The organism is Streptosporangium sp. NBC_01639, assembly GCF_045209755.1.
Lineage (GTDB): Bacteria > Actinomycetota > Actinomycetes > Streptosporangiales > Streptosporangiaceae > Streptosporangium.
Genome location: NZ_CP109272.1, coordinates 5,029,708 through 5,054,584 on the forward strand (window position 1 = coordinate 5,029,708; position 24,877 = coordinate 5,054,584).

Sequence of the window (24,877 nt, forward strand, 5' to 3'; positions counted from 1 at the left end):
GCTAAATGGGATTTAGTCCCCGCTGTTTCACCGTTGCGGGCGTGGCCGTACGCTGACGGGGACTCGAACGAAGGGAAGATCATGTTCCGGCATGTCGTGCTTTTCACCTGGGCCGAAGGGGCCACCGCCGAGCAGAAAGCCACGGTCGCGACCGAGCTCCGCAAGCTGCCTGAGGTCATCACCGAAATCCGCGCCTACGTCGTCGGGGCCGACGCGGGAGTGAATCCCGGAAACCACGACTTCGCGGTCGTCGCCGATTTCGACAGCGTCGACGACTATGTGGTCTACCGCGACCACCCGACCCACCAGGCCGTGATCGCCGAACACATCAAGCCGATCCTGGCCTCACGCGCGGCCGTGCAGTACGTCTGCTAGACCTCCGGCGGATGGTTCTCGCGGTGCATCAGGCGGTCCTCCGACGTCAGCCCGCGCTTGGGCGCCAGTACGACGCTGAGCACGACCCCGATCGCTCCGACGATCATGAAGATCACCCCGATGATGTCGATGTGCACATCCCTGCCGAGAACGTCGGGTTCGATGGCGAAGCGGAGGATGGCGCCGAGCGTGAGAAAGAAGATGCTGACCCCGACACCCATCAAGACCTCCGGACGCAAGTAATGACCAGGTAAATGGAGCGTACGTTGCCGGTCACACCCTCTCAAGGGCGATCGCGTCACTCAGTCGGATCTTGTCCATGGCGGTGGGGCCGGCCGAGCCCAGCCATACCGGGACGTTGAGGGCGTCGGCGACGGCGGCGGGCCAGTCGTCGACGCCGTCGGTGTAGCGGGGACGGGCCCGGAGCACCCGTCGGGTCAGCCGGGTCTGCCCGTCGAGGTCGCCCGCCGTGCCCACCGGAAGTTCGCCGGTGTCGTAGGAGACGCACATCCGTGACACCGGCGCGTCCAGATGGGTGAGCGCGAGCGCGTCAGCCCCGCCCGCGACAGCCAGCGCATAGCGGTGGGCCACCGCGTCGAAGTGGCCGGCGCGGAAGGGGCCCTGCCACGGACCGGCCATATTGTGGGCTTCGGCCGTTCCCAGCGCCGCATCCTCGGTGACCAGCGGGCCGGGCCCGTGCCGGGGGGTGAAGGTGCGCAGCACGCCCAGCCGTACGGCCGGCACCCCGTCGAGCAGGGCCAGCGCGTTGGCGAAGGTCGTCGTGCTCCACGTCGTGTAGGGGTGGAAACCGTGCCACTCGTCGAGCAGCACTCCCTGTGCCCCCTCGAAGACCACCGGGTGCCCCCGCAGCAGAGCCTTCGTGAACGAGGAGTCCACCAGGATCACCCGCTCCGCGAACGCCCGAAAGGCCGCGACACAGTCCTCCACCGGCGGTCCGGCCACCCCCAGCGCCTCCCGGAGTGCGTGCAGTTTCCGGGTGAGCAGCGCCGGGTTCTCGCAGTCGCCGGCGGTCGGCCCGAGACCCGGATGCCCCAGGGCGTAGGACATGGTCTCGCCGACACCCATCCCGCACGACCCGTGCCGGCCCGCACCCCGCGCCGACTCTCGCGCCCGTCCTGCCGCGACGTGGTACGGCGTGGCGAGAAGGGCGTCCCGGTCCACGGTGAGCAGCCCGAACGGGTCGGGGACCCCCAGCGCGGTCAGGTGCGCGGCCTCCGAGGCGAGAGCGAGCGGGTCCACCACCATGAACCGGGACAGGTGCGTCGGGACGCCCCGAAGCGTCCCGGACCCGAACTGGGCGAACGTGTGGTGCCGCCCGTCGGGCAGGACGACGTTGTGCGCCGCCTGAGCGCCCCCGTTGAACCTGACGACCGCCTGGACGGGCCCCTGGGCACAGAGCCAGTCCACGACCGTGCCCTTGCCTGCGTCGCCGTACCCGAGGTCGGTCACGATCACGTGCTCACCCATGCGAGGCCCCGTCTCCGGTGCGAGTCTGCGGGGCGCGCGGGTGCGAGGAGCGCCCCCGGGGCGCCGCCCCTCTGCCGGTGGCCGTGCGGCTCACAGCCGGACCACGCCGCTGTCGCCGCCGAGGTCGAGCCCCTCGGCCACCACCAACGTGTCCCGGTCCAGCCTGGCCAGGGCCTTTCCCACGACGGTCCCGGCGGACGAGCCGAGCTCGTCGAGGTCGCTCAGCCCCTCGTCCAGGCTGATGGCGTCCTCGCCGAGGCCGACGGTGAGTGCGATCGTCTCGCAGACGGCGTTCAGGTCGTCCAGTTCCAGCACGTTCTGGCCGAGCAGGCCGCGCCAGGCGTCCAGCACCTGGCGATCTCCGGCATAGCTCGCTCCGGCGGGGAGGATGTAGTAGACGTCGTACTTCCTGGTCAGCTCGGCGATGATGTCCTTGATCGCGATGTCCCGCCCCAGTCTGTCGCCGATGACCTTGCCGACCTCGCGGCGCTTGACCTTCGGGTAGGGCAGTTCGTCGCCGATGATGAACAGGTAGCCCCGGCGTCCCCGCTTCTCGAAGCAGTCGAGCGTGGTGTGCCGGGCCATGAAGTACATCGCCAGCTCGTACGACTCGCTCTTCTGGCCGCCGCCCCCGCCCTCCAGCAGGACTCTGCCGAGATCCTCGTCCATCCGGTTGTCAGACTCGAACTGCCCGATCTGCAGCGGAGCCCGGTCGCAGGTGGCGTCGCCGATCGCACCGAAGAGGACCTGCGGGTCGGTCGCGTAGCCCTTGCGGAGCAGCAGGCCGAGCAGGTCGGGCAGCTTCGCCTGGAGCGTGCGGGGCACCCCGCGCATCGAGCCGGTCACGTCGAACAGGACGGCGACGGCCACGGTGGCGGGGTGTTCGGCCGAGTCGCGGCTCTCCCGGGCCGGCACGCCGTACGGGTTGAGATCGTCGTGCACGGCGCGCGCGCCGCTGTCGCTGTAGGCGAAGGCGCTGGTGCCCTTCGCCGCGCGGTAGCTCGCGGCGGCCGCGTAGACGTCGGTGGACCAGTTTCCGCTTCCCATGGGGTCTCCTGACATCGGTGGCGGGACCCGGCGGGCCGGACCCGTCCACCACAAGTTGTTCTTAGGTTGAGATGTTCTCAGTATGAGAATAACAACGGCCCGCGTCAACCCATTAGGGCATTTCCGCTTATGAGGGCGGGGGTGGAGGGTGCGCGTCTGCGAGGGCGGGCGCGGCGGTCGTCGGAACCTCGCGGGCTCAGCGCCTGAGGCCGTCGAGTATCACCGTGATCAGATGGTCGTCGGCACGCGCTCCCGGACGGCAGATGGCCACGTTGAGCAGGCCGAGGACCTCGCGTGGTGGGATGTCGGGGCGCAGCGTCCCCTCTTCGCGGGCCTGTTCCAGAAGCTGTTCGATCAGGTCGTTGACCTCGCGTTCCAGGTCCCCGCGCCGGGGGTCGGCCGGCGTGGCGGGCGACAGCGACTTGATCAACGCCAGCGGCTGTTCGACGCAGTGTTCGACGACCCTGCCGAGAGCCTGCCATCGCGGTACGTCCTGTGCGACGGCCGTCCGGATGAGCGTCCGGAGCCGATCCAGCGCTTCGAGGGCGATGGCCTCCAGCAACGCCTGCCGATCGGGAAAATGGCGATAAAGCGTGCCGACTCCGAGGTCGGCCGCACGGGCGATCTCCTCCATCGACACGCCCGGTCCGGCCTCGGTGAACAGGCCGATCGCCGTGGTGACGATGAGCTCGCGGTTACGTCGCGCGTCGGCGCGCACGGTGGCCCCTCTTCGAATGGATGCCAGCAAGCGGAATCACAGATTCAGATTAGTGTAACGTGGCATAGCGGAAGCGGAAGATCCGATTCACTTTGGAGGATCAGTGAAGACAGGTCTGTACATCCACGCCGCCGGGCCCGGCCTGGACGCCCTGGTGGGGCGGGTGCGCACGGCGGCGGAGGCCGGACTCGACAGCGCCTTCTTCTCCCAGCTCACCTCATGGGACGCGCTCACCGTGGTGGCGCTCAGCGCGCAGCAGGTGCCCGGCATCGAGCTGGGGACGGCGATCGTGCAGACCTACCCCCGGCATCCGCTCGCGCTGGCCGGGCAGGCGCTCACCGCGCAGGCGGCGAGCGGCAACCGGCTCACCCTGGGTGTCGGGCCGAGCCATCAGCAGATCATCGAGGGACAGTTCGGCCTCTCCTACGACCGGCCGGCCCGGCACATCCGGGAGTACCTGTCGGCGCTGCGACCCCTGCTCCGCGGTGAGCACGTCGAGTACCGGGGGGAGACCCTCGCCGTCACGGGCCAGGTCGACGCACCCGGCACCAAGGCACCCTCCGTGCTGGTCTCCGCCCTCGGACCGGTCATGCTGCGCGTCGCCGGTGAACTCGCCGACGGCACGGTGACCGTGTGGACGGGCCCGGAGGCCATCGCCGACCACATCGAACCGACGATCACCCGCGCCGCCGCACAGGCGGGACGGCCCGCTCCCCGAATCGTGGCGACGGCCATGGTGAGCGTCACCGCCGACCCTGACGCCGTCAGAGAGCAGGTGGCCGGACAGCTGGGATTCGCCTCCCAGTTCTCCAGCTACCAGACCATGCTGGACCGTCAGGGCCTGTCCGGGGTGCACGAGACGGTCATCGCGGGAGACGAGGCCGCCGTGGCACGGGCGATCCGGCGGTATGCCGAAGCCGGAACGACGGAACTGCTGGTCAGCCCGGTCGGCACCGATGCGGAACAGGCACGGACCCTCGATCTCGTCGCCTCCCTGCGCGACGAGGCATAGGGCCCGCTACGGCTCACAGGTGCAGGGGCCGGTATTTCCGCGGGCCGTACAGGTCGTCGAGCAGATCGTCGAGCTCGCCGAGGAGGCACCAGGCGTCACGCGGCGGATGCGTCAGGCTTCCCCGGACGAAACGGCGGATCGGGACGGGGGCGCGGTCGCCCATGAGAGCGGCCACGCAGCGGGTGGCGAGATGGATGTCGGTGGCTTCGGTCGCCGGCCTCCTGCCGAGGACCTCGGGCGGGTAGTCGGCCCGGCGCCGGGCGACCAGGGCGGTCAGCGGGGTCCCGAGCGGGACCGACTGGCTCCAGTCGACGAGCAGCAGGCCGTGGTCGACCGGGTGGACCAGCACGTGCTGCCCGAACACCGCGCCGTGCACCACCCCCGCCCGATGGGCCATCCCTATCGCCACCAGCAGTCGCCGCCAGATCCACGCCGCGTCCCTCGGATCGAGCACTGGTCGCAGCCGCGTGATCTCCGCCAGGCTCACGAATCCGTCCGGCGCCCGGCTGATCACATTCGCCTGCCGCTCGACCCCGCCCGAACGGTGCCGGAACGACTCCACCAGCCGGGGCACGTACGGCAGGAGCAGCGGGTCGCCGTCCCGTGCGATCTTCCTGAGCGACTCCGCCTCGCGTCGCATCAGGTCGTTGTCCAGGTGGCTGCGCGGGAGCTTGAGCAGCGCGTCGTCGCCGCTGCCGTACAGCACGGCCGTGGCGCCCCGCCGGAACACCCTTCCGATCCGGTAGGTCCCCAGCCTGGTGGTGATCACCGTCTCGGTGCTCCGGTCCCGCGCCGCCCACAGCCCCGCGAGCTTGGCGAAGGCCTCGGCGGCCTCGGGCCCGGGAGCGAGGTCGGGGTGGAGCAGCCGTGCCAGCCGCCGGTAGGTCCGGTGCGGGGAGTCCCCGCCGAACAGGTCCTCCGGTGTGCGGGCGGCCGACACCAGGGCGATCGCCTCGGTCGTTGTGGTCACTGGGCCACACTCCTTACTGCGGGGGTCGCATGGGTTCGTGCGGTGTCATCGCACCTCCTCCTCGCGTGCGGGCCGCAGGAGCGCGGGGTGCAGGAGCCGGGCGTCTCCGGCCCGGTAGAGCCTGGCCCGGGGGCCGCCTCTGGCTCCGCCGCTCTCGGTGGTCTCCCCGGTGCTCTCCACGAACCCGGGCACCGACAGGATCTTGCGGTGGAAGTTGCCCGCGTGCAGCGGCACCCCCCAGACCGTCTCGTAGACGCCGCGCAGTTCGGAGATCGTGAACGTCTCGCCCACGAACGTGGTGGCCAGCGGGGTGTACTCCAGCTTGTCCCGCGCCCGCTCCAGTCCCTCGCCGAGGATGCGGCCATGGTCGAACGCCAGTTCCGGCAGCCGGTCGGTCCGGTGCCAGGCGGCGTCGGCCGCGTCCGAACCCGCACGGGGATCCGGCAGGTCGGGGGCGAAGGCCAGGTAGGAGACCGACACGATCCGCATCCGGGGATCCCGGCCGGGTGTGCCGTAACTGGCCAGCTGTTCGATGTGCACCCGGGGGGTGAGCCCGGTCTCCTCGGCCAGCTCCCGCACCGCGGCCTCCGCGAGGTCCTCGTCCGGCCGGATGAACCCGCCCGGCAGCGCCCACCGCCCCGCATGGGGCTGCTCGCCCCGCCGGACCAGCAGCACGTGCAGCGCGCCCTCGCGGATGGTCAACGCCACCACGTCGACCGTCACCGCGACCGCGGGGAACGCCCGGGGGTCGTACCCCGCCAGGAACTCGGACTCATCCACCAGATGACCTTCTAACCTTGAGACAATCTCATTATGAGAATAACTTAGCGCGCATGTCGACATCCTGTCCATGATCTCGTCGCTCGGGTGGCGCCGCCGGGAACATCCGTTCGCCGCACGGCCGGAGTGCGGGACGGCAGCGCGCCGCGTCGGATCATCTGTTGGGAAGTGCACGTCCGCGAGGTCGCCTGATGGTGCACTTCCCAACAAACGATCTTCATGGGTGAGGGGCGGCCCTCCGGGAAGAAGGACCGCCCCTCGGTGTCGCCTGCCGCGGGAGCAGGTGGTCTCAGCTCAGAAGGACTCTTCCGGGAGCTCCATCAGATCCTGGTTGGTGGCGTCCAGCACGCGGCGCTCGGCGGCGATGCGGGGCAGGACGGTCTGGGCGAAGAACGAGGCCGCCGCGACCTTGCCGGTGTAGAAGGCCCGGTCGCCCTTGGCCGCGCCCGAGTCCGGCGCGATGTCCGAGGAGCCCAGCGCTGCCAGTGCCACCTCGGCCTGGCGCAGGAGCAGCCAGCCGATGACCACGTCGCCCAGGGCGAGCAGGAACCGGGTGGTGTTGAGGCCGACCTTGTAGACCTCCTCCGGTGCCTCCAGCGAGCCGATCGCCCAGCCGGCCAGGGTGTCGGCCATGGCCTTGACCTCGTCGGCGGCCTCACCGAGGAGCTTGCGCTCCTCCTTGAGGCGGCCGTTGCCCGCCTCGGAGGAGGCGAAGGCCTTGACGTCTCCGTACAGCGAGCCCAGGGCGACGCCCTGGTTGCGCAGGACCTTGCGGAAGAACAGGTCCTGCCCCTGGATCGCCGTCGTGCCCTCGTAGAGCGAGTCGATCTTGGCGTCCCGGATGTACTGCTCGATCGGGTAGTCCTGCAGGTAGCCCGAGCCGCCCAGGGTCTGCAGAGAGCGGGCCAGCAGCTCGTAGGAGCGCTCGGAGCCGACTCCCTTGACCAGGGGGAGCAGCAGGTCGTTCATCGTCTCGGCGTGCTCGTCCCGGCGGCCCTCGAAGCCGGCGATCTGCACCGCGTCCTGGTAGGTGGCGGTGAGCAGGACCAGCGCCCGCATGCCCTCGGCGTAGGACTTCTGGAGCATGAGCTCGCGGCGCACGTCCGGGTGGTGGGTGATGGTCACGCGCGGAGCCGACTTGTCGGCCATCTGGGTGAGGTCGGCGCCCTGCTTGCGGGACTTGGCGTACTCCAGCGCGTTGAGGTAACCGGTGGAGAGCGTGGCGATCGCCTTGGTGCCCACCATCATCCGGGCGTGCTCGATGATCATGAACATCTGCTTGATGCCCTCGTGCACCTCGCCGATCAGCGTGCCCACCGCCGGGTGCTTCTCGCCGAAGGTGAGCTCGCAGGTCGTGGAGACCTTCAGGCCCATCTTCTTCTCGACGTTGGTGACGTAGACGCCGTTGCGCTCGCCGAGCTCGCCGGTGGCAAGGTCGACGTGGTACTTCGAGACCAGGAACATCGACAGGCCCTTGGTGCCTACCCCGTGTCCTTCGGGACGGGCCAGGACCAGGTGGAAGATGTTGTCGGCCATGTCGTGCTCGGCGCTGGTGATGAAGCGCTTGACGCCCTCGATGTGCCAGGTGCCGTCGGGCTGCCGGACGGCCTTCGCACGCCCGGCTCCCACGTCGGAGCCGGCGTCGGGCTCGGTGAGCACCATGGTGGCGCCCCACTGGTTCTCGATGGCCAGCTCGGCGTAGCGCCGCTGGTCCTCGGTGCCGATCACGTGCATCACGTGGGCGAAGGCCGGGCCGCTGGCGTACATCCAGATCGCCGGGTTGGAGCCGAGGATCAGCTCGGCCAGCGACCAGTTCACGCTGTTGGGCAGGCCGGGGCCGTTCAGTTCGGCGGGCAGGCCGAGGTTGGTCCAGCCGGCGTCACGGTAGGCGGCGAAGGACTTCTTGAAGCCCTCCGGCATCGTCACTGTGCCGGTGGCGGGGTCGAAAACCGGAGGCGTACGGTCGCCCTCCTCGAAGGAGTCGGCCAGCACGCCCGTCGCCAGGCGGTTGACCTCGTCGAGGATGGTCCGCACGGTCTCCTCGTCGAGATCGGCGTAGGGGCCCGTGCCCAGGATCTCCCGGCGCCCGAACACCTCGAAGAGATTGAACTCCAGGTCACGGATGTTGCTCTTGTAGTGGCCCATGGGGTCTGCTCCTTGAAACCGGGGGAACCGGGACTCGTTACGTACTGACCAGTAACCTTACCGACAATGCTACCCGCCGGTAACCACAAAAAAACCGTACCGATGGGACGTTTGTCACAGGCGTCCAGGGAAGGAATCCGTTCCGTGCCACCTACCGGTCTGCTGCGGAGACGCGCCCGGCCCGCACTTCGGTCGACCGGTCCGGTGAGCTTTTCTAAGCTCCTCCCATGGACGAACAGTGGCGAGCGGACCTCGCGCGGTGGGGCATCCCCGACGAGATCGCGGCGCGGGCCCCGGAGGACCCCTGGGGGCACTCGCCGGCCCGGTTCGCCGAGCGGACCGACCGCGCGCTGGCGGATCCGGAGGGGCCGACCCTGGCCCGGGTCGTCGAAGCCCTTCCGGCGGGAGGGAGCGTGCTGGACGTCGGCGCCGGCACCGGCGCGGCCTCGCTGCCGCTGGCCGGGAGCATGGGGGAGCTGATCGCGGTGGACTCCTCCGCCGAGATGCTGGCCGAGCTGGCGTCCCGGGCGGAGAGGTCGGGCGTTCCCACCCGGATCATCCGGGGCCGGTGGCCCGACGTCGCGGCCCAGACCCCGGCCGCCGACGTGGCGGTCGCCGCCCACGTCGTCTACAACGTGCCCGACCTGGCGGCCTTCCTCGCCGAACTGTCCGGGCACGCCCGCCGCCGGGTGGTCCTGGAGCTCACCGAGCGCCACCCGATGAGCTGGCTCACCCCCCTCTGGGAGCACTTCCACGGTCTCGTCCGCCCGGATAAGCCCACGGTCGGCGACGTGATCGCCGTCGCCGAGGCGCTCGGCCACGAGGTCCACCACGAGTGGCGCCTCGCTCCGCTGAGCCGGTTCGCCACGCTGGAGGACCTGGGGGAGAGCGCGTGCCGGCGGCTCTGTCTCGGCCGGGACCGGATCGACGAGGTCGTCGCGGCGGCGGCCGAGCTGGACATGTGGCCGGTCCCGCGCGATCGGTGGTTCACGCTCTGGTGGGAGCCACGATGACGTTTGCTATTTTCTAGAGAAGAGCCCCCATGAGGGTGGCTCCCGGACGAGACGCGCCGTACCCGGTCTGAAAAGACGACGCTCCTTATGGAAGGAGCCGTCATGGCCTGGGTCGTCATCGTCGTCGCCGGTCTGTTCGAGGTCGCCATGGCCTACTCGCTCAAGATGAGTCACGGGTTCTCCGTGCCGCTGCCGAGCGTCGGGTTCGTCCTCTTCGCCATCCTCAGTTTCGGTCTGCTCGCGGTGGGCCTCAAAAGCCTTGAAGTCGGTACGGCATATGCCGTCTGGACGGGCATCGGCGCCGTCGGCACCGCGTCCCTGGGCATGCTGTTCCTCGGCGACGACGTGTCGTTTCTCAAGGTCGCCTCGATCGCCCTCATCCTCGCCGGGGTCGTCGGCCTCAACCTCGCCGGTGGCGGGCACTGAGCGTCCGCAGACCGTCGAGAAACCGGCTTGACGGTTTAGCCGGTGTCGGGTTGGGTGTGGACATGATTGACGTTCACACCGTGACCATCGACTGTGCCCAGCCGTACGAGCTGGCGACCTTCTGGAGCAGCGCCACCGGCTGGGAGATCCACCCGGGCGACGGGAAGGAGGACGACGAGGTCCTCCTCCAGGGCGCGTTCGATCTGCTGTTCATCCGGGTTCCGGACGGCAAATCGGTCAAGAACCGCATTCACCTGGACGTCACCGGTACGGACGGCACCACCCGCGACCAGGAGGTCGAACGCCTGCTCGGGCTCGGCGCCACGATCCACGACGACAGGCGCGAACCCACCGGCGTCGGCTGGGTGACCATGCTGGACCCGGAGGGCAACGAGTTCTGCGTCTGCCGCGCCGAGTACGAGAGGGCCCGGCAGCACTTGCCGGAGTGATGTTCTGTCGGGGATGCTGCCGTCATGAGCCCCCCGAGCGCGTCTGTGAGCATCCACGTCTCGGCGCCGCCCGCAGTGGTCTACGCGCTGGTCACCGATATCACCGGCATGAGCGCCTGGAACGTCGAGTGTCTGCGAGCCGAATGGGTGGGACAGGTCCGGGAGGCGCGGCCCGGCGCCCGGTTCCGGGGGCACAACAGCCGCGGGCGGCGGCGCTGGTCCACGATCTGCACGGTGACCGCCGCCGATCCCGGCCGGGTCTTCGCCTACCACGTCCGCGCCGCCGGCCTGCTGGACGTGGCCCTCTGGCGCTTCGGCATCACCCCCACCAAGACGGGCTGCCATCTGGAACAGGGCACCTGGGACACCCGCGGCCCCTTCATGCGGGTCGTCGGCGGGCTGGTCACCGGGGTCCGGGACCGGGCCGCCCACAACGAGGCCAACATGCGGCGGACCCTGGAAGGCATCAAGCGGGTGGTGGAGCGGACCTGAGCGGGCATGTCGGTGGGGTCGGGTCGGTGGCCATGGGTCAGGGACCCGGATCTGCGCGGGCACACCGGTGGAGGCCCGGTCAGTGGCCGTGCGGCAGGGACGACTGGCCGCGTCCCCTGAGGGTCAGGGCCAGGACAGCGGTGATCAGATACACCGCGACACCGCCCTGCAGTGCGTCCAGCGCCGCGCCGAACACCCCCTCGTCGTCGACGACGAGCTGGACGGGATACATCAGTGCGGCGGCGCCGAGCGCCGGATAGAGGGAGAACCGCCAGGGGCGGCGCAGGGCCCAGAGGCGGGCCTGCCGGGTCACCCGGTCTCCCTTGCCGGGCCTGCTGATCGAGCCGACCGCCGCGATCAGCGCGAACAGGCCGATGCCGAGCGTCAGGGCCCAGGTCAGGTCGGCGTTCCCCGGCAGGATCACGCCCATGCCGAAACTGGCGGCCGCGACCGCGCCGCCGGTCACCGCTGCGGCCTTCCACGGCGCACCCCGCAGGGCCGCGCCGGCGAGGGACATCTCGTCACGTCGAGTCAGTTCGTCGTTCATGACACCAAGACTGCCCTTCCGGCCCCCCTGGTCACATCGGGGGAAGACCCTGACCCATCCCTGAGCCGCGGCGATCGATAGGTTGGCCGTCATGCCAGTGACTTTCCGTCCCGCCCGTGCCGAGGACGTCCCGCTGCTCGTAGCCATGATCGCCGATGACGCCGTCTCCGCCGCCCGCACCGGGGACTACGGCGACGAGCACCGTGCCGCCTTCGAGGTCATCGACGCCGACCCCAACAACGAGCTGATCGTGGCGGAGCTGGACGGCGAGGTCGTGGGCACCATGCAGCTCACCTACATCCCGGGCATCTCCCGCCGTGGAGCGCTCCGGATGCAGATCGAGGCGGTCCGGATCACCTCGGCCCTGCGCGGCCGGGGGCTGGGGCGGCAGATGATGGAGTGGGCGGTCGAGCGCGGCCGGGCCCGCGGCTGCGCACTGGTCCAGCTCACCACCGACAAGACGCGCAAGGACGCCCACCGCTTCTACGACTCTCTCGGTTTCGTCGCGTCCCACGAGGGATACAAGCTCGCGCTGAGCTGACCGGCCCGTACTCCGGTCGCGGAGAAACCCGCCGACGGCCGGGAACCCACCCGAACTTGATCTCCGGTACGGCATCCTCAACGATGTCAATCCGGACAGAGTCGATGGGGGAGTCATGGGAAGACACGCGCTCGGGCTGGGAGTTCTGGCGATGCTGCTGACGGCCTGCGGAGGTACGGCCGGCAGCGGGTCCGGAGAGCTCGCGGCCTCCCCGGCCGTTCCGGCGCCCACGTCGAGCACCGTCCCCACGGTCACGTCGAGCGCCGTCGCCACCCCCGCCACGACCCCCGCTCCCCGCCCCACCGGGGTGAACATCGATGGCTGCGTCACGGAGAAGAACGGGACGTTCTTCACGTACAAGCGCGGCGGCACCACCACCCAGGGCGTGATCATGGGGAAGGGGTCCGTGGGGGTGGTCGTCTCCTACGAGCGCCGGGGCAGCGTGTGCGACTGGCTCCCGCTGGCCGACCGGATGGTCGACGCGGGATATCGGGTCCTGCTGGCCGACCGGAACAACAGTGCGGAACCCGAGGAGGACACCGTCGCGATGGCCACCCGGCTACGCAAGGCGGGTGTCGCGAAGGTGTTCCTGGTCGGCGGCTCGGTGGGCGGGCAGGCCTCCGTGCTCGCGGCCGGCGAACTGCCGTTCCCGGTGGCCGGGGTCATCAGCATCTCCGGGGTGGCCGAGCCCGGGGACGCCGCCACGCTCAAGGCGCCCTTCCTCCAGGTGGACGGGGACCAGGACGACATCGCCCCGGCCGACCTGGTGCAGGCCGTCTACGACGCGGCCACCGAATCGGCCGACCGTCAGCTGGTCATGCTCCCCAGCAGGGAACACGCCAGCGCGCTCTTCACCGGAGACCAGGCACCGAAGGTGTTCCGCGCCGTCCTGACCTTCCTCGACAAGCACAGAGACTGAGCTCGCCGGCGGACGCGGAGACCGGGCTCAGCCGGATTCGGCGGGGCACGGGCTGAGCTCGACCAGGTTGTCGTGGTAGACGGCGCCCCGGCCCATGTCGGCGTCGCGCTCTTCGACCACGGCGTTCACCGTCGCCCCACCCGGACTCAGCTTCCGCCAGTGCCCCTTGGTGGAGGCCACCACGCCCGGCTGCACCCGGTCGCTGATCTCCGCCACGGCCTCGAACCCACCGCCCGCGTTGAACACCCGGACCCGCTGCCCGTCGGCCAGCCCCCGCTGCGCGGCGTCCACCGGGTTGACCAGGATCCGCGGCCCCTTCGAACGACGCAGCAGCTCGGCGTTGTTGCCGAAGATGGTGTTGAGGAACGTGTGGGCGGCCGGGGTGATCAGCGCCAGGGGGTAGGCCCCGCGCTCGGCGGAGGCGGTGTGCGAGGGGACGTAGGCGGGTCCGGAGCCGAACTCCAGCCTCCCGGAGGGCGTCGGGAAACCGTCGGCGAAGGGCACGAACGGCTGCGGCACGCTGAGCCGGACCCAGCCCTCCTTGCGCAGCCGGTCCACCGTTATGCCCTCCAGCGACGGGTGCCCCGAGGAGAGCAGCTGCTCGGCCAGCTCCAGGTCGGAGTCGTAGAGCGACGGTTCGGTCAGGCCCATGTGCCGGGCCAGGCGCCGGAAGGTCTCCATGGTGGACAGGCACTCGCCCGGTGGCTCGACGGCCGGCTCGTTCCACATCAGATACATGTGTCCGTAGCCCGCGTGCAGGTCGGTGTGCTCGGTCTGCATGGTCGCGGGCAGCACGATGTCGGCGTAGTCCACGGTGTCGGTCGGGAACTGCTCCATGACGACGGTGAACAGGTCCTCGCGCAGCAGCTTCTCGCGGATGCGGTTCTGGTCGGAGGTGGAGCCCATCGGGTTGGCCGCGTACACCCACAGGCACTTCACCGACTCGTCCAGCCCCTCGGCCAGCCGGGTCATCGTGAGCTGCCGGACCGGTTCGGCGAGCAGGTCCTCACGGGTGTCGATGTTCAGGTGGATGTAGGCGGTGGTGGAGTAGGCGACCCCGCCGCCGGGATGGCGCCAGTCGCCGGTCACTCCGGGGATGGCGGCGATCGTGCGCATCGCGGTGCCGCCGCCGGCATGCCGCTGGACGCCCATCGTCGCCCTGATGCCGGTGGGCCGGGTGTGCGCCAGCCGCAGGCCCAGGGCGCGGATGTCGGCCTCGGGCAGACCGGTGATCTCCGCCATGCGCTCCGGGGGGTGCCGCAGGATCTCCTCCCGGAAACCCGCCCAGCCGCTCGTGTGGTTCTCCAGGTAGTCGCGGTCCTCCGTCCCCTCGGACAGGACCACGTTCATCAGCCCGAGTGCCAGGGCCGCGTCGGTGCCGGGCCGGATCGGCAGATGCTCGTCGGCCTGCTCGGCGGTCCGGGTCCGGATCGGGTCGATCGCCACCACGTGCGCCCCGGCCGCGCGGGCGTCCTGGATGAACTTCCACAGGTGGTGCCCGCTGGTCAGGGTGTTGGTGCCCCACAGCAGGATCAGCCTGGAGAGGGCGAACGTCTCGGGGTCCATGCCGCCGGCCGTGCCGTTGGTCCGGGTCAGTCCGACGTTGCCGGCCGTCGAGCAGATGTTCAGGAAGTGCTTGGAGGCGCCGAGCACGTTCCAGAACCGCCGCCCCGCCGCCCCTTCGGAACCCTGGATGTAGCCCAGCGTGCCGGTGCCCAGATACGGCCAGATCGCCTCGCCGCCGTGCTCGTCGACGATCCCGCGCAGCCGTACGGAGATCTCCTCCAGGGCCTCCTCCCAGCTGATCCGCTCGAACCGGCCGGACCCCTTGGGGCCGACCCGGCGCATCGGATGGAGGATGCGGTCGGGTGCCTGGGTGTGCTCCAGGTAGCGGTTGACCTTCACGCAGAGCGCGCCGCGGGTGTAGGGGTGATCGGGGTTGCCGCGCATCTTGACGGCCTTGCCGTCCCGGACGGTCACCACCCATGAGCACGCGTCCGGGCAGTCCAGCGGACACGCGCCCAGAACCTGCAGTTCACCCTGAGACATGCCCCCGACTTTAGCCGCGCCGGGCAAAAGGGGTACGGCCGCCTCGGCCGTACCCCCTCGTCGATGCCGTGCCCGCTACCTGGAGACGCCGTCGTGGTCGTGCCGGAGGCCGCCGCCGCCGATCCCCTGCCAGGTGGAGGTGGGGGTGCCGCCGCCCGGCAGGGTGTCGCTGTAGGCGTAGACGAACGCCGCCGTCGCGACCGCGCCGGCGTTGATCGCCAGTGCCTCGTCGTTGACGTTGGCGATGGTGTCGCACGCCTGGTGGTAGCACCTGTCGTAGGCGACCCCGGCCTGACCGCCGAACTTCGCGGCCTCCTCGGCGGTCTTGATGCCCTCGGCGCCGGTGAACAGGCCGCCCGCGGGGATGCCGACCGCGATGAAGGGGCCGTAGTCCGAGCGGCCGGTGAAGTCGGTGCTGGTGTAGGGCCGGCCGATGGACCTGTAGTACGACTCGAAGAGCTTCTCGATCGTGTCCGAGCCCGCGGGCCCCGCCGGAGCGCCGGCCGCGTCGGAGTTGTCCCCGTCGTAGATCCCGAGCGTGTAGTTCGGCGAGGCGATCATGTCGAAGTTCAGGTACAGCCTGATCTTCGCCTTCTCCTCCGGGGAGAGGCTCGCCACGTAGTGCCGGGAGCCGAGCAGACCCAGCTCCTCGGCACCCCAGAAGGCGAACCTGAGCCTGTTCCTCGTCGGCAGGGCGCCGGCCTTCAGCGCCGTCTCCAGGACGGCCGCGCTGCCGGAGCCGTTGTCGTTGATCCCCGGGCCCTTGGTGACGCTGTCCAGGTGCGCACCGAGCATGACGACCTTGCCGGGGTCGCCCCAGCGGCTCTCGGCCAGCACGTTGCGTGTCCTGCGGTGGGGGTCGCCCTCGGTGTCGGCGGTGAGTGTCACCGCCGCCCCGGTCGCGGCCAGCTCGGCGCCGACGGCGAAGGTGGCGCCCACGACGGGGATGGTCATGGTGGGCGCGTTGAGCGTGCCGGTCAGCAGGGTCCGGCGGTCGTTGAGACCCGCGCCCGGCTGGCCCTCGTTGAAAATGATCACACCGGAGGCGCCGGCCGCCTGGGCGAGCCCGGCCTTGACCTGGAAGTCGCAGGTTCCCCGCTGGAGCAGCGCGATGTTGCCCGCGGTGAACCCGGCGAAGTCGCTCGCCTCGCAGCCGGAGGTGGAGTAGTTGGGTACCGGGCTCGGCGGCAGGACCAGGTCCACGCCCTGCACGGGGGCCGTGACGTTCCCCGAACCGGAGTAGGTCATGACCGCGAAATCCGTGTCGCGCGCGTAGGTCCTGCCGCCGGGCGAGACCCCGTTGAGCACGGAGGGGGTGAGCTCGCGGAAGTACGGGAACTCGAACTCCTGCAGGGTGACCTGGTAGCCCGCAGCCCGCAGCCGGTCGGCCACGTAGGTGACCGAAGCCTCGTGGCCCGGGTTTCCCGAGGCACGGGTGCCGCCGCTGACATCGGCGATCTGCTGGAGTTTCTCCAGGTGCCCTCTGACCGCCGGAACCTTGATCGACGCGCTGAACGCCGCGGGATCCGGTTCGGCGGCGGCGGGCACGACGGAGATCATCGGCAAAGTCACGGCTGAAGCGGCGGCGACCGCCGCAACCAGGCCCCGGTAAGCACGTATGCGCATGCAAACTCCTTTAGCGCCGGCACGAGTGGGATGAAAACCCCGTAATCGCGATAAGTCGGAAGATGTTAGGAAGTCGCGATCTTTAAAGATCCACTCGACATTTGTTATCGAGCAGAGTCAAAAGCGTTCGGGGGGTTCCCAGCTCTACGTGAGGGTCGTGACGCAGGCACGGGTGCCGCCGCTCCTCCGACGGGACACCGAGGGCGCGGAGCTGCACGCGCTCACCCCGCACCGCCCGGGAGAGCTTCCCGTCGTGTACGCAGGATTTCATGCCATCTCCGGAAAACCTCATAACCTTGGCGGAGTGTCTGGGCCGTACCCCAAGAGCGGGCGGCCGGCGGCGGTGACTATGGTCGAGTCGGTCACGACGCCGTGCCGGATCGCCGGACGCCGCCCTTTTCCGGGCCTCGGGCATCAGGATGGGGTCATACCGTCGACGCTCTCGGAGAGCGGCGAGATGCGTATGTCGCCGATTGCGGACACGGAAGAAGATCGGTGACGCACCTGTAATACGGAACATGCAGAATCGCTAGTGGTGACGAAAATCAAGGAAAGCGGCAAAGTGGCGGCCTTCGACGACCCAGGACCGTCGACGGGCGACGGTTCCGCCGTGCTCGTCGTCGAGCCCCTGCTCCCCCAGCGGATCCGGCGGCCCTCCGACCTGCTGCGCTTCCTGGCCACCCTGCTCATGCTGGCGGCCGTGGTGCTGCTCGCGCTCGTCGCGAAGAAGACCCTCAACGGTCTCGAAGCCGACGTCATCGACGGCACGAACCGGGTTCCGTTCCTGCTCAGCGGCCTGGTCGGGGTGTTGAGCGGGGCGGCCATGCTGGGCGTTCCCGCCGCCTACGCGATCGAGCGGGTGCTCCACCGCGACGGCCTCCGGGTGGCCGAGGGCCTGTTCGCGGCCATCACCGGGATGGTGCTGTCCTTCGCGCTCGGAGAGTGGATCCTCAACGCCGGCCCCGACGACCTCCGTCTCCTGCTGACCGGCGGCCGCAGAGGGGTCGAACCCCTCAACACCCTGCTCACCTCGATCATCGCCTACGTCACGGCCGTCCGGATATCCCGCAGGCCCACCTGGCGGGCGGCCCTGTGGATCGCGGTCGCACTCAACGCGATCGCCCTCTTCGCCGCGACGGCCGCCACCATCCTCGGCATCGTCGTCTCCATCCTGGTGGGCCTGGCCGTCGGCTACGCCACGCTGTACGGCGTGGGCAGCCCCAACACCCGACCGCCGGGCAGCGCGATCGTCGCGGCGGTCGCCAAACTGGGTTTCGTCCCGGTGCGGGCCCGCCGGCTCGACGACGACCACCAGAGCAGCCGGCGATACGCCATCGGCCTCAAGGACGGCAGCCGCCTCGACGTCACCGTCCTCGACCGTGACCGCCAGGTCGCCGGGCTGCTCTACCGCCTCTGGCGGCGGATCCGGCTCAACACCGAGACCCGTCGCCGGGCCATCCGCTCCCTCCGCGCCGAGTTGGAGCGCGAGGCGCTGATGGCGTACGCCGCGCAGGCCGCCGGGGCCAGCACCCCCCGGCTCGTCGGCACCAGCGAGATCGGCACCGACGCCGCGCTGCTCGCCTACGAGCACACCGACACCCGCGCACTCGACGACATCCCCGACAACGAGATCGACGACGACCTGCTCGCCCAGATCTGGGAGCAGGTGCTGCTCCTGCAGGTCCAGCGGCTCGCGCACCGGCGCCTGACCGGTGACAGCATCCACGTCGACGACGAGGGCCGCGTCATCCTCATGGACGCCCGCAGCGGGGAGATCGCCGCCGGCGACCTCCTGCTCCGCCTCGACATCGCCCAGCTGCTCACCTACCTCAGCCTGCGCGTCGGCGCCGAGCGCGCGGTCCGCGCGGCCGCGACCGTCGCCGGCCCGGACACGCTGGCCGGTGCTCTCCCGCTGCTCCAGCGGATCGCGCTCACCCGCGAGACCAGGTCCGCGCTCAGCAGGGACAAGGAGCTCCTGACCGAGATCCGCGAGCGGATCGTCGAGCTCAAGCCCAAGGTCGAGGCCGACGAGGTCCGCCTGGAGCGCTTCCGCCCCCGGACCCTCATCACCATCATCGCCAGCGCCTTCGCCGCGTACTTCCTGGTCTACTACATCACCCAGATCAACCTGAACATGATCAGTTCGGCCAAGTGGGGCTGGACCGGTGTGGCGCTGGTCGCCGCGATGATGAGCTACGTCGCCGCCGCGCTGATGCTGCGGGGCTTCGTGCCGGAGAAGCTCCCGCTGGGCCGTACCGTGCTCGTCCAGTTCGCCGGGTCGTTCGTGAAGCTGGTCGCCCCGGCGGCGGTCAGCGGTGTCGCGATCAACACCCGCTACCTGCAGAAACGCGGCATCCCCCCGGGGCAGGCGGTGGCCAGCGTGGGCGCCTCCCAGCTGATCGGCCTGGGCTTCCACATCATGCTGCTCCTGCTGTTCGCCTACATCACCGGTTCCAGCGCCGCCTCGTCGTTCACCCCGTCGCGCACGCTGGTGTCCGTCCTGCTGGCCGTGGCCGTGCTGACCCTGGTCGCGGTGAGCATCCCCCGCCTGCGCCGGATGGTCACCGCGCGCATCCGGTCGCTGTTCTCCGGGGTGATCCCGCGCCTGCTGGACGTGCTCCAGTCGCCTCGCAAGATCATTGAAGGCTTCTCCGGCACCCTGCTGCTGACCATCTTCTTCGTGGTCTGCCTCGACGCCAGCGTCCGCGCCTTCGGCGGTTCCCTCAGCTTCGCCGCCGTCGCCATCGTCTTCCTCGCCGGCAACGCCATCGGCTCTGCCGCCCCCACCCCCGGCGGCCTCGGCGCGGTGGAGGCCGCCCTCATCGGCGGCCTCACCATCTCCGGCCTCCCCGGCGAGGTCGCCACCTCCGCCGTGCTGCTGTTCCGGCTGCTCACCTTCTGGCTGCCGGTCCTGCCCGGCTGGGCCTCGTTCACCTACCTGCAGCGGAACGAGGCCCTGTGAACGAGGCCCTGGCGCAGGTCAGGCGTCGCTGGACCGGGACCAGATGTTGATGCCCGCCTCGACCGCGTCCTTGTCGATCGTCTCCAGCTCCTCGTCGGTGAAGGACAGGTTCCGCACCGCGCCGAGGCTGTCCTCCAGCTGCCGGACACTGCTCGCGCCGATGAGCACCGAGGTGACCCGCCGGTCGCGCAGCGCCCACGCCAGCGCCATCTGCGCCAGCGACTGACCGCGGCCCTCCGCGATCCCGTTGAGCGTGCGGATGTGCCGCATGTTCTCCTCGGTGAGCATCTCCCGGGTGAGGAAGCGCCCCTGCGAGGCCCGCGACCCCTCCGGGACGCCGTCGAGGTAGCGGTCGGTCAGCATGCCCTGCGCCAGCGGGGAGAACGCGATGCATCCCGCGCCCTCCTCCTCCAGCACGTCCAGCAGACCGCCCTCGATCCACCGGTTCACCATCGAGTAGGACGGCTGGTGGATCAGGAGCGGCGTGCCCATCTCGCGCAGGATCCGGGCCGCCTCGGCGGTGTGCTCCGGGGAGTAGGACGAGATGCCCGCGTACAGGGCCCTGCCTGACCGGACCGCGTGGTCCAGCGCGCCCATCGTCTCCTCCAGCGGCGTGTCCGGGTCGAACCGGTGGCTGTAGAAGATGTCGACGTAGTCCAGCCCCATCCGCTTCAGCGACTGGTCCAGACTGGACAGCAGGTATTTGCGCGACCCCCACTCGCCGTACGGCCCGGGCCACATGTCGTATCCGGCCTTGGTGGAGATCACCAGCTCGTCGCGGTACCGGGCGAAGTCGTCCCGGAGGTGCCGGCCGAAGTTGGTCTCGGCCGAGCCGGCTGGCGGGCCGTAGTTGTTGGCCAGGTCGAAGTGGGTCACCCCCAGGTCGAAGGCCCTCCTGAGGATCGCCCGCTGGGTGTCGAAGGACCGGTCGTCGCCGAAGTTGTGCCAGAGCCCCAGCGAGACCGCCGGAAGCCGCAGCCCGCTCCTGCCGACCTTGTTGTACGGCTGCCGCCCGTCGTACCGGTCCTCCGTTGCGATGTAGGACATTCAGACCACCTTGGCCGTGTCGAGGATCCAGGAGAGAGTGAGGGCTTCCTCACGCCAGGAGTCGTACCGGCCGCTCCGGCCGCCGTGTCCCGCGCCCATCTCCGTTTTGAGAAGGAACGGCCCGCCGCTCGCGGTGTCGCGAAGCTTCGCGATCCACTTGGCGGGCTCGTGGTAGAAGACGCGCGTGTCGTTGAGACTGGTGATGGCGAGGATCGGCGGGTAGACCCGCCGATCGACGTTCTCGTAGGGCGAGTAGGACTTCATGTACGCGTACACGTCCGCGTCGTGCAGCGGATCGCCCCACTCGTCCCACTCGATGACGGTCAGCGGCAGCGAGGGGTCGAGGATCGTGTTCAACGCGTCCACGAACGGCACCTCGGCGACCACCCCCGCGAAGGTCTCCGGGGCGAGGTTGGCGACCGCGCCCATCAGCAGCCCACCCGCCGAGCCGCCCCGGGCGATGACGGTGCTCGACCAGCCTTCCGCCTTGAGGTGCTCGGCGACGGCGACGAAGTCGGTGAAGGTGTTCTTCTTCTTCTGGAACTTGCCGTCCTCATACCAGCGGCGACCCATCTCACCGCCTCCCCTGATGTGCGCGACGGCGAAGACGAAGCCCCTGTCCAGCAGGCTGAGCCGGGCCACCGAGAACGACGGGTCGATCGAGATCTCGTAGCTGCCGTAGCCGTACAGCACGGTGGGCGCGGGCTGCTCGGTGTTCTTCCTGCGCACGATCGAGATGGGGACGCGGGTGCCGTCGGCGGCGGTGGCCCACTCGCGGAACTGCTCGTAGTCGGCCGGGTCGTAGTCACCGAGCACGACCTTCTGCTTCAGCAGGATCAGCTCGCGCGTCCGCAGGTCGTAGTCGTAGACCGAAGGGGGAGTGACCATGCTGGTGTAGCCGAGACGGAGCCGCCCGGTGGTGAACTCCGGGTTGCCCGACGGCGTGGCGTCGTAGATCGGCTCCGGGAAGGAGATCTCATACGGCTCGGTCCCCTCGGCGCCCCCCCGGTTCTCCGGAAGGATGCGGATCCCGGTGAGACCCTCGCGGCGGAAGTGCACGACGGTGTGGCCGGCGAAGGCATCCACGTCCAGCAGCCGGGTGTCCTCGCGGTGCTCGATCAGCGGAGTCCAGTCACCGGGCGCGTCGAGCGGCGCGGTGGCGAGTTCGAAGTTCTCCGCGTTCCGGTTGTGCAGGATGAGGAAGTGGTCACCGGCGTGGTCGACGCCGTACTCCACGCCGATCTCGCGCGGGCGCACGACGCGGAACTCACCCGTCGGGTCGTCCGCCTCAAGGATGCGGACCTCACTCGTGATCTTGCTTCCGGCCGAGAGCACGAGGTAGCGCTCGCTGCGGCTGAGCCCGATGCCGACCCAGAAACGCTCGTCGTCCTCCTCGTGGACGACGACGTCGTCCTCGGACGCGGTGCCGATCGTGTGCCGGTGGACCCGGTTGGGCCGCCAGGCCTCGTCGACGGTCGTGTAGAAGAACGTCGTGCCGTCGGCCGCCCAGGCTCCGCCGTAGAAGATGCCGGGGATCTCGTCGGGGAGCGTCTCACCGGTGGTGAGGTCCTTCACCTTCAGGGTGAACCGCTCGTCGCCGGTGAAGTTGACGGAGTAGGCCAGCAGGGTGCCGTCAGGGCTGACCGCGCTGGTGCCCACGGAGAAGAAGTCGCTCTCCCCGGCCAGCTCGTTCCCGTCGAGCAGGACCTGCTCGCCCGGGAGCGACTCGCCCGCCTTGAGCTCAGGAGGTGTCTCTCCGTCGGCCGCCACCCGGCACTGGATGCCGTACTGCTTGCCCTCCTCGGTCCTGGAGTAGTACCACCAGCCGTTCTTGCGGGTGGGGACCGACAGGTCCGTCTCCAGAGTCCGGCCCTTGATCTCCTGAAAGATCGTTTCCTGCAGGGGCTTGAGATGGGCGGTCGCCTGCTGCGTGTAGGCGTTCTCCGCCTCCAGGTAGGCGATCGTCTCGGGATCGTCCTTGACCGTCAGCCACGCGTAGTCATCGACCACGGTGTCCCCGTGGTGCACGCGATCGCTGGGAACCTTCTTCGCCGTAGGCGGCGTCTGGCTGCTCACCCGGTCGAGTCTATGTTTCCCCTCCTGCCGGGCCCGGGTCCTCTCTGCGGTTCCGTCCCGAGCGGTCTTCCGGGACTGCTAATCTTTTGTTGTCGGCAAGGTCCGGCGCAATCCACTCCAATCACCACGGTGACTTCGGTGTGGCCTGCTCCGGTTGTGCCGACAATCCCTTGAAACAAACAGTTTCAACGATCGGTTCGTAGAGCCGCTCAGAGGCTGGTAAGTTTGAGGGGTTGCTCCGGAAACGGGGCGGCCGGAATTCCGGTAAGGCAGGCGAGATCAAGTCAAGTGGTTCGAAACGGGCCGGTTTGACACGAAAACGCGGGCCTGAAAGAATAAAGGCACAACGGAACGAACGAAACGCCCCCGACACCGGGCCTACTGGCCGGGAAGACGGAGAACGCGTCCGTTTCTTGAGAACTCAACAGTGTGTTAAAAGCCAGTGCATGAAGCACAACTCCCGTCCCACCCATCTTCTGGTGGGAGGACGGATTCCTTTGGTTGAACATCCGGCATTCGGTGCCGGGTGCTTTCAGCCGGGAGAACTTCTCAAACATTGTTTGGAGAGTTTGATCCTGGCTCAGGACGAACGCTGGCGGCGTGCTTAACACATGCAAGTCGAGCGGAAAGGCCCTTCGGGGTACTCGAGCGGCGAACGGGTGAGTAACACGTGAGTAACCTGCCCCTGACTCTGGGATAAGCCCGGGAAACTGGGTCTAATACCGGATACGACCACTTCTCGCATGGGATGGTGGTGGAAAGTTTTTCGGTTGGGGATGGACTCGCGGCCTATCAGCTTGTTGGTGGGGTAACGGCCTACCAAGGCGACGACGGGTAGCCGGCCTGAGAGGGCGACCGGCCACACTGGGACTGAGACACGGCCCAGACTCCTACGGGAGGCAGCAGTGGGGAATATTGCGCAATGGGCGAAAGCCTGACGCAGCGACGCCGCGTGGGGGATGACGGCCTTCGGGTTGTAAACCTCTTTCAGCAGGGACGAAGTTGACGTGTACCTGCAGAAGAAGCGCCGGCTAACTACGTGCCAGCAGCCGCGGTAATACGTAGGGCGCAAGCGTTGTCCGGAATTATTGGGCGTAAAGAGCTCGTAGGTGGCTTGTCACGTCGGGTGTGAAAGCTTGGGGCTTAACTCCAGGTCTGCATTCGATACGGGCTGGCTAGAGGTAGGTAGGGGAGAACGGAATTCCTGGTGTAGCGGTGAAATGCGCAGATATCAGGAGGAACACCGGTGGCGAAGGCGGTTCTCTGGGCCTTACCTGACGCTGAGGAGCGAAAGCGTGGGGAGCGAACAGGATTAGATACCCTGGTAGTCCACGCTGTAAACGTTGGGCGCTAGGTGTGGGGACCTTCCACGGTTTCCGCGCCGTAGCTAACGCATTAAGCGCCCCGCCTGGGGAGTACGGCCGCAAGGCTAAAACTCAAAGGAATTGACGGGGGCCCGCACAAGCGGCGGAGCATGTTGCTTAATTCGACGCAACGCGAAGAACCTTACCAAGGCTTGACATCGCCCGGAAACACTCAGAGATGGGTGCCTCTTCGGATCGGGTGACAGGTGGTGCATGGCTGTCGTCAGCTCGTGTCGTGAGATGTTGGGTTAAGTCCCGCAACGAGCGCAACCCTTGTTCAATGTTGCCAGCACGCTCTTCGGGGTGGTGGGGACTCATTGGAGACTGCCGGGGTCAACTCGGAGGAAGGTGGGGATGACGTCAAGTCATCATGCCCCTTATGTCTTGGGCTGCAAACATGCTACAATGGCCGGTACAGAGGGCTGCGATACCGTAAGGTGGAGCGAATCCCAAAAAGCCGGTCTCAGTTCGGATTGGGGTCTGCAACTCGACCCCATGAAGTCGGAGTCGCTAGTAATCGCAGATCAGCAACGCTGCGGTGAATACGTTCCCGGGCCTTGTACACACCGCCCGTCACGTCACGAAAGTCGGCAACACCCGAAGCCCGTGGCCCAACCAGCTTGCTGGGGGGAGCGGTCGAAGGTGGGGCTGGCGATTGGGACGAAGTCGTAACAAGGTAGCCGTACCGGAAGGTGCGGCTGGATCACCTCCTTTCTAAGGAGCATCGACTGCGGCCACCTGGTGGTTCGTGGTCCAGCCGTGTCCGTGGGCGAATGTCTCACGCTCGGCGCGCTCATTAGTGGAGCACTGGTTAATCGGATGATCTGGGTC

At 68.8% G+C, this 24,877-nt stretch carries 21 protein-coding genes, 1 rRNA gene and 1 riboswitch; of the genes, 10 read left to right on the top strand and 12 right to left on the bottom strand.

Translation table 11 applies throughout. The annotated features are described in order from the left end of the window. Positions 1-81 precede the first annotated feature (81 nt). The gene (locus OHA77_RS23000; protein WP_326826213.1) at positions 82-375 is read left to right on the top strand and encodes a Dabb family protein; all 294 of its coding nucleotides are present in this window, start codon (positions 82-84) and stop codon (positions 373-375) included. Here OHA77_RS23000 and OHA77_RS23005 read toward each other — a convergent pair. The 4 genes from OHA77_RS23005 to OHA77_RS23020 all read right to left on the bottom strand — a co-directional run bounded on the left by OHA77_RS23005 (position 372) and on the right by OHA77_RS23020 (position 3,628). After that, positions 372-596, bottom strand: a complete 225-nt coding sequence (locus tag OHA77_RS23005; protein ID WP_326826212.1) for a DUF6458 family protein — start codon at positions 594-596, stop codon at positions 372-374. The genes OHA77_RS23000 and OHA77_RS23005 overlap by 4 nt on opposite strands. A gap of 52 nt (positions 597-648) precedes the next feature. Next, entirely contained in the window at positions 649-1,863 is a 1,215-nt protein-coding gene (locus tag OHA77_RS23010; RefSeq protein ID WP_406311582.1) for an adenylosuccinate synthetase, read from the bottom strand. A gap of 90 nt (positions 1,864-1,953) precedes the next feature. Then, positions 1,954-2,910 carry a hypothetical protein gene (locus tag OHA77_RS23015; protein ID WP_406311583.1) on the bottom strand — a complete coding sequence of 319 codons (957 nt, stop codon included), beginning with the start codon at positions 2,908-2,910 and terminating at the stop codon, positions 1,954-1,956. Positions 2,911-3,106: 196 nt separating this feature from the next. After that, entirely contained in the window at positions 3,107-3,628 is a 522-nt protein-coding gene (locus OHA77_RS23020; RefSeq protein WP_406311584.1) for a TetR/AcrR family transcriptional regulator, read from the bottom strand. 103 nt (positions 3,629-3,731) lie between these two features. Between OHA77_RS23020 and OHA77_RS23025 the strand changes: the two genes are divergently transcribed. Continuing rightward, complete coding sequence (locus OHA77_RS23025; protein ID WP_406311585.1) at positions 3,732-4,640, top strand: LLM class F420-dependent oxidoreductase; 909 nt, start codon at positions 3,732-3,734, stop codon at positions 4,638-4,640. 13 nt (positions 4,641-4,653) lie between these two features. Here the strand turns inward: OHA77_RS23025 and OHA77_RS23030 are convergent, their stop codons facing one another. The 3 genes from OHA77_RS23030 to OHA77_RS23040 form a co-directional block, all read right to left on the bottom strand. Then, positions 4,654-5,610 (bottom strand): lipopolysaccharide kinase InaA family protein, encoded by a 957-nt coding sequence (locus OHA77_RS23030; protein WP_406311586.1) that lies wholly within the window; start codon positions 5,608-5,610, stop codon positions 4,654-4,656. A gap of 45 nt (positions 5,611-5,655) precedes the next feature. Further along, positions 5,656-6,390: an NUDIX domain-containing protein gene (locus OHA77_RS23035; RefSeq protein ID WP_406311587.1), complete on the bottom strand. Its 735-nt coding sequence runs from the start codon at positions 6,388-6,390 to the stop codon at positions 5,656-5,658. A 294-nt stretch (positions 6,391-6,684) separates the two neighbouring features. Then, positions 6,685-8,535 carry an acyl-CoA dehydrogenase gene (locus tag OHA77_RS23040; protein WP_406311588.1) on the bottom strand — a complete coding sequence of 617 codons (1,851 nt, stop codon included), beginning with the start codon at positions 8,533-8,535 and terminating at the stop codon, positions 6,685-6,687. Positions 8,536-8,762: 227 nt separating this feature from the next. Between OHA77_RS23040 and OHA77_RS23045 the strand changes: the two genes are divergently transcribed. The 4 genes from OHA77_RS23045 (at position 8,763) to OHA77_RS23060 (ending at position 10,915) form a co-directional block, all read left to right on the top strand. Continuing rightward, positions 8,763-9,548, top strand: a complete 786-nt coding sequence (locus OHA77_RS23045; RefSeq protein WP_406311589.1) for a class I SAM-dependent methyltransferase — start codon at positions 8,763-8,765, stop codon at positions 9,546-9,548. 18 nt (positions 9,549-9,566) lie between these two features. Beyond that, positions 9,567-9,633: riboswitch (guanidine-III (ykkC-III) riboswitch) on the top strand. Positions 9,634-9,650: 17 nt separating this feature from the next. Next, complete coding sequence (locus OHA77_RS23050) at positions 9,651-9,974, top strand: DMT family transporter (protein WP_406311590.1); 324 nt, start codon at positions 9,651-9,653, stop codon at positions 9,972-9,974. 62 nt (positions 9,975-10,036) lie between these two features. Further along, complete coding sequence (locus OHA77_RS23055; RefSeq protein ID WP_406311591.1) at positions 10,037-10,423, top strand: VOC family protein; 387 nt, start codon at positions 10,037-10,039, stop codon at positions 10,421-10,423. Positions 10,424-10,447: 24 nt separating this feature from the next. Beyond that, a complete protein-coding gene (locus tag OHA77_RS23060; RefSeq protein WP_406311592.1) occupies positions 10,448-10,915 on the top strand; it encodes an SRPBCC family protein in 468 nt (155 codons plus the stop codon). Positions 10,916-10,994: 79 nt separating this feature from the next. On the opposite strand, the gene OHA77_RS23065 is transcribed toward OHA77_RS23060, so the two are convergent. Then, positions 10,995-11,462 carry a hypothetical protein gene (locus tag OHA77_RS23065; protein ID WP_326826200.1) on the bottom strand — a complete coding sequence of 156 codons (468 nt, stop codon included), beginning with the start codon at positions 11,460-11,462 and terminating at the stop codon, positions 10,995-10,997. A gap of 91 nt (positions 11,463-11,553) precedes the next feature. On the opposite strand from OHA77_RS23065, the gene OHA77_RS23070 reads away from it, so the two are divergent. Together OHA77_RS23070 and OHA77_RS23075 are read left to right on the top strand one after the other, a co-directional pair. Next, positions 11,554-12,003, top strand: a complete 450-nt coding sequence (locus OHA77_RS23070) for a GNAT family N-acetyltransferase (RefSeq protein ID WP_406311593.1) — start codon at positions 11,554-11,556, stop codon at positions 12,001-12,003. 115 nt (positions 12,004-12,118) lie between these two features. After that, positions 12,119-12,922 carry an alpha/beta hydrolase family protein gene (locus tag OHA77_RS23075; RefSeq protein WP_406311594.1) on the top strand — a complete coding sequence of 268 codons (804 nt, stop codon included), beginning with the start codon at positions 12,119-12,121 and terminating at the stop codon, positions 12,920-12,922. Between the two features lie 27 nt (positions 12,923-12,949). Here the strand turns inward: OHA77_RS23075 and OHA77_RS23080 are convergent, their stop codons facing one another. Next, entirely contained in the window at positions 12,950-14,971 is a 2,022-nt protein-coding gene (locus tag OHA77_RS23080; protein WP_406311595.1) for a molybdopterin-dependent oxidoreductase, read from the bottom strand. Between the two features lie 75 nt (positions 14,972-15,046). Next, positions 15,047-16,597 (bottom strand): M28 family metallopeptidase, encoded by a 1,551-nt coding sequence (locus OHA77_RS23085; RefSeq protein WP_406311596.1) that lies wholly within the window; start codon positions 16,595-16,597, stop codon positions 15,047-15,049. Positions 16,598-17,132: 535 nt separating this feature from the next. Between OHA77_RS23085 and OHA77_RS23090 the strand changes: the two genes are divergently transcribed. Beyond that, complete coding sequence (locus tag OHA77_RS23090; RefSeq protein ID WP_406311597.1) at positions 17,133-19,559, top strand: YbhN family protein; 2,427 nt, start codon at positions 17,133-17,135, stop codon at positions 19,557-19,559. Positions 19,560-19,577: 18 nt separating this feature from the next. Here OHA77_RS23090 and mgrA read toward each other — a convergent pair whose 3' ends face one another. Continuing rightward, entirely contained in the window at positions 19,578-20,606 is a 1,029-nt protein-coding gene (mgrA, locus tag OHA77_RS23095) for an L-glyceraldehyde 3-phosphate reductase (RefSeq protein WP_406311599.1), read from the bottom strand. Further along, positions 20,607-22,682, bottom strand: a complete 2,076-nt coding sequence (locus tag OHA77_RS23100; RefSeq protein ID WP_406311600.1) for a S9 family peptidase — start codon at positions 22,680-22,682, stop codon at positions 20,607-20,609. Positions 22,683-23,239: 557 nt separating this feature from the next. Between OHA77_RS23100 and OHA77_RS23105 the strand changes: the two genes are divergently transcribed. Next, a 16S ribosomal RNA gene (locus OHA77_RS23105) occupies positions 23,240-24,760 on the top strand. Positions 24,761-24,877 lie beyond the last annotated feature (117 nt).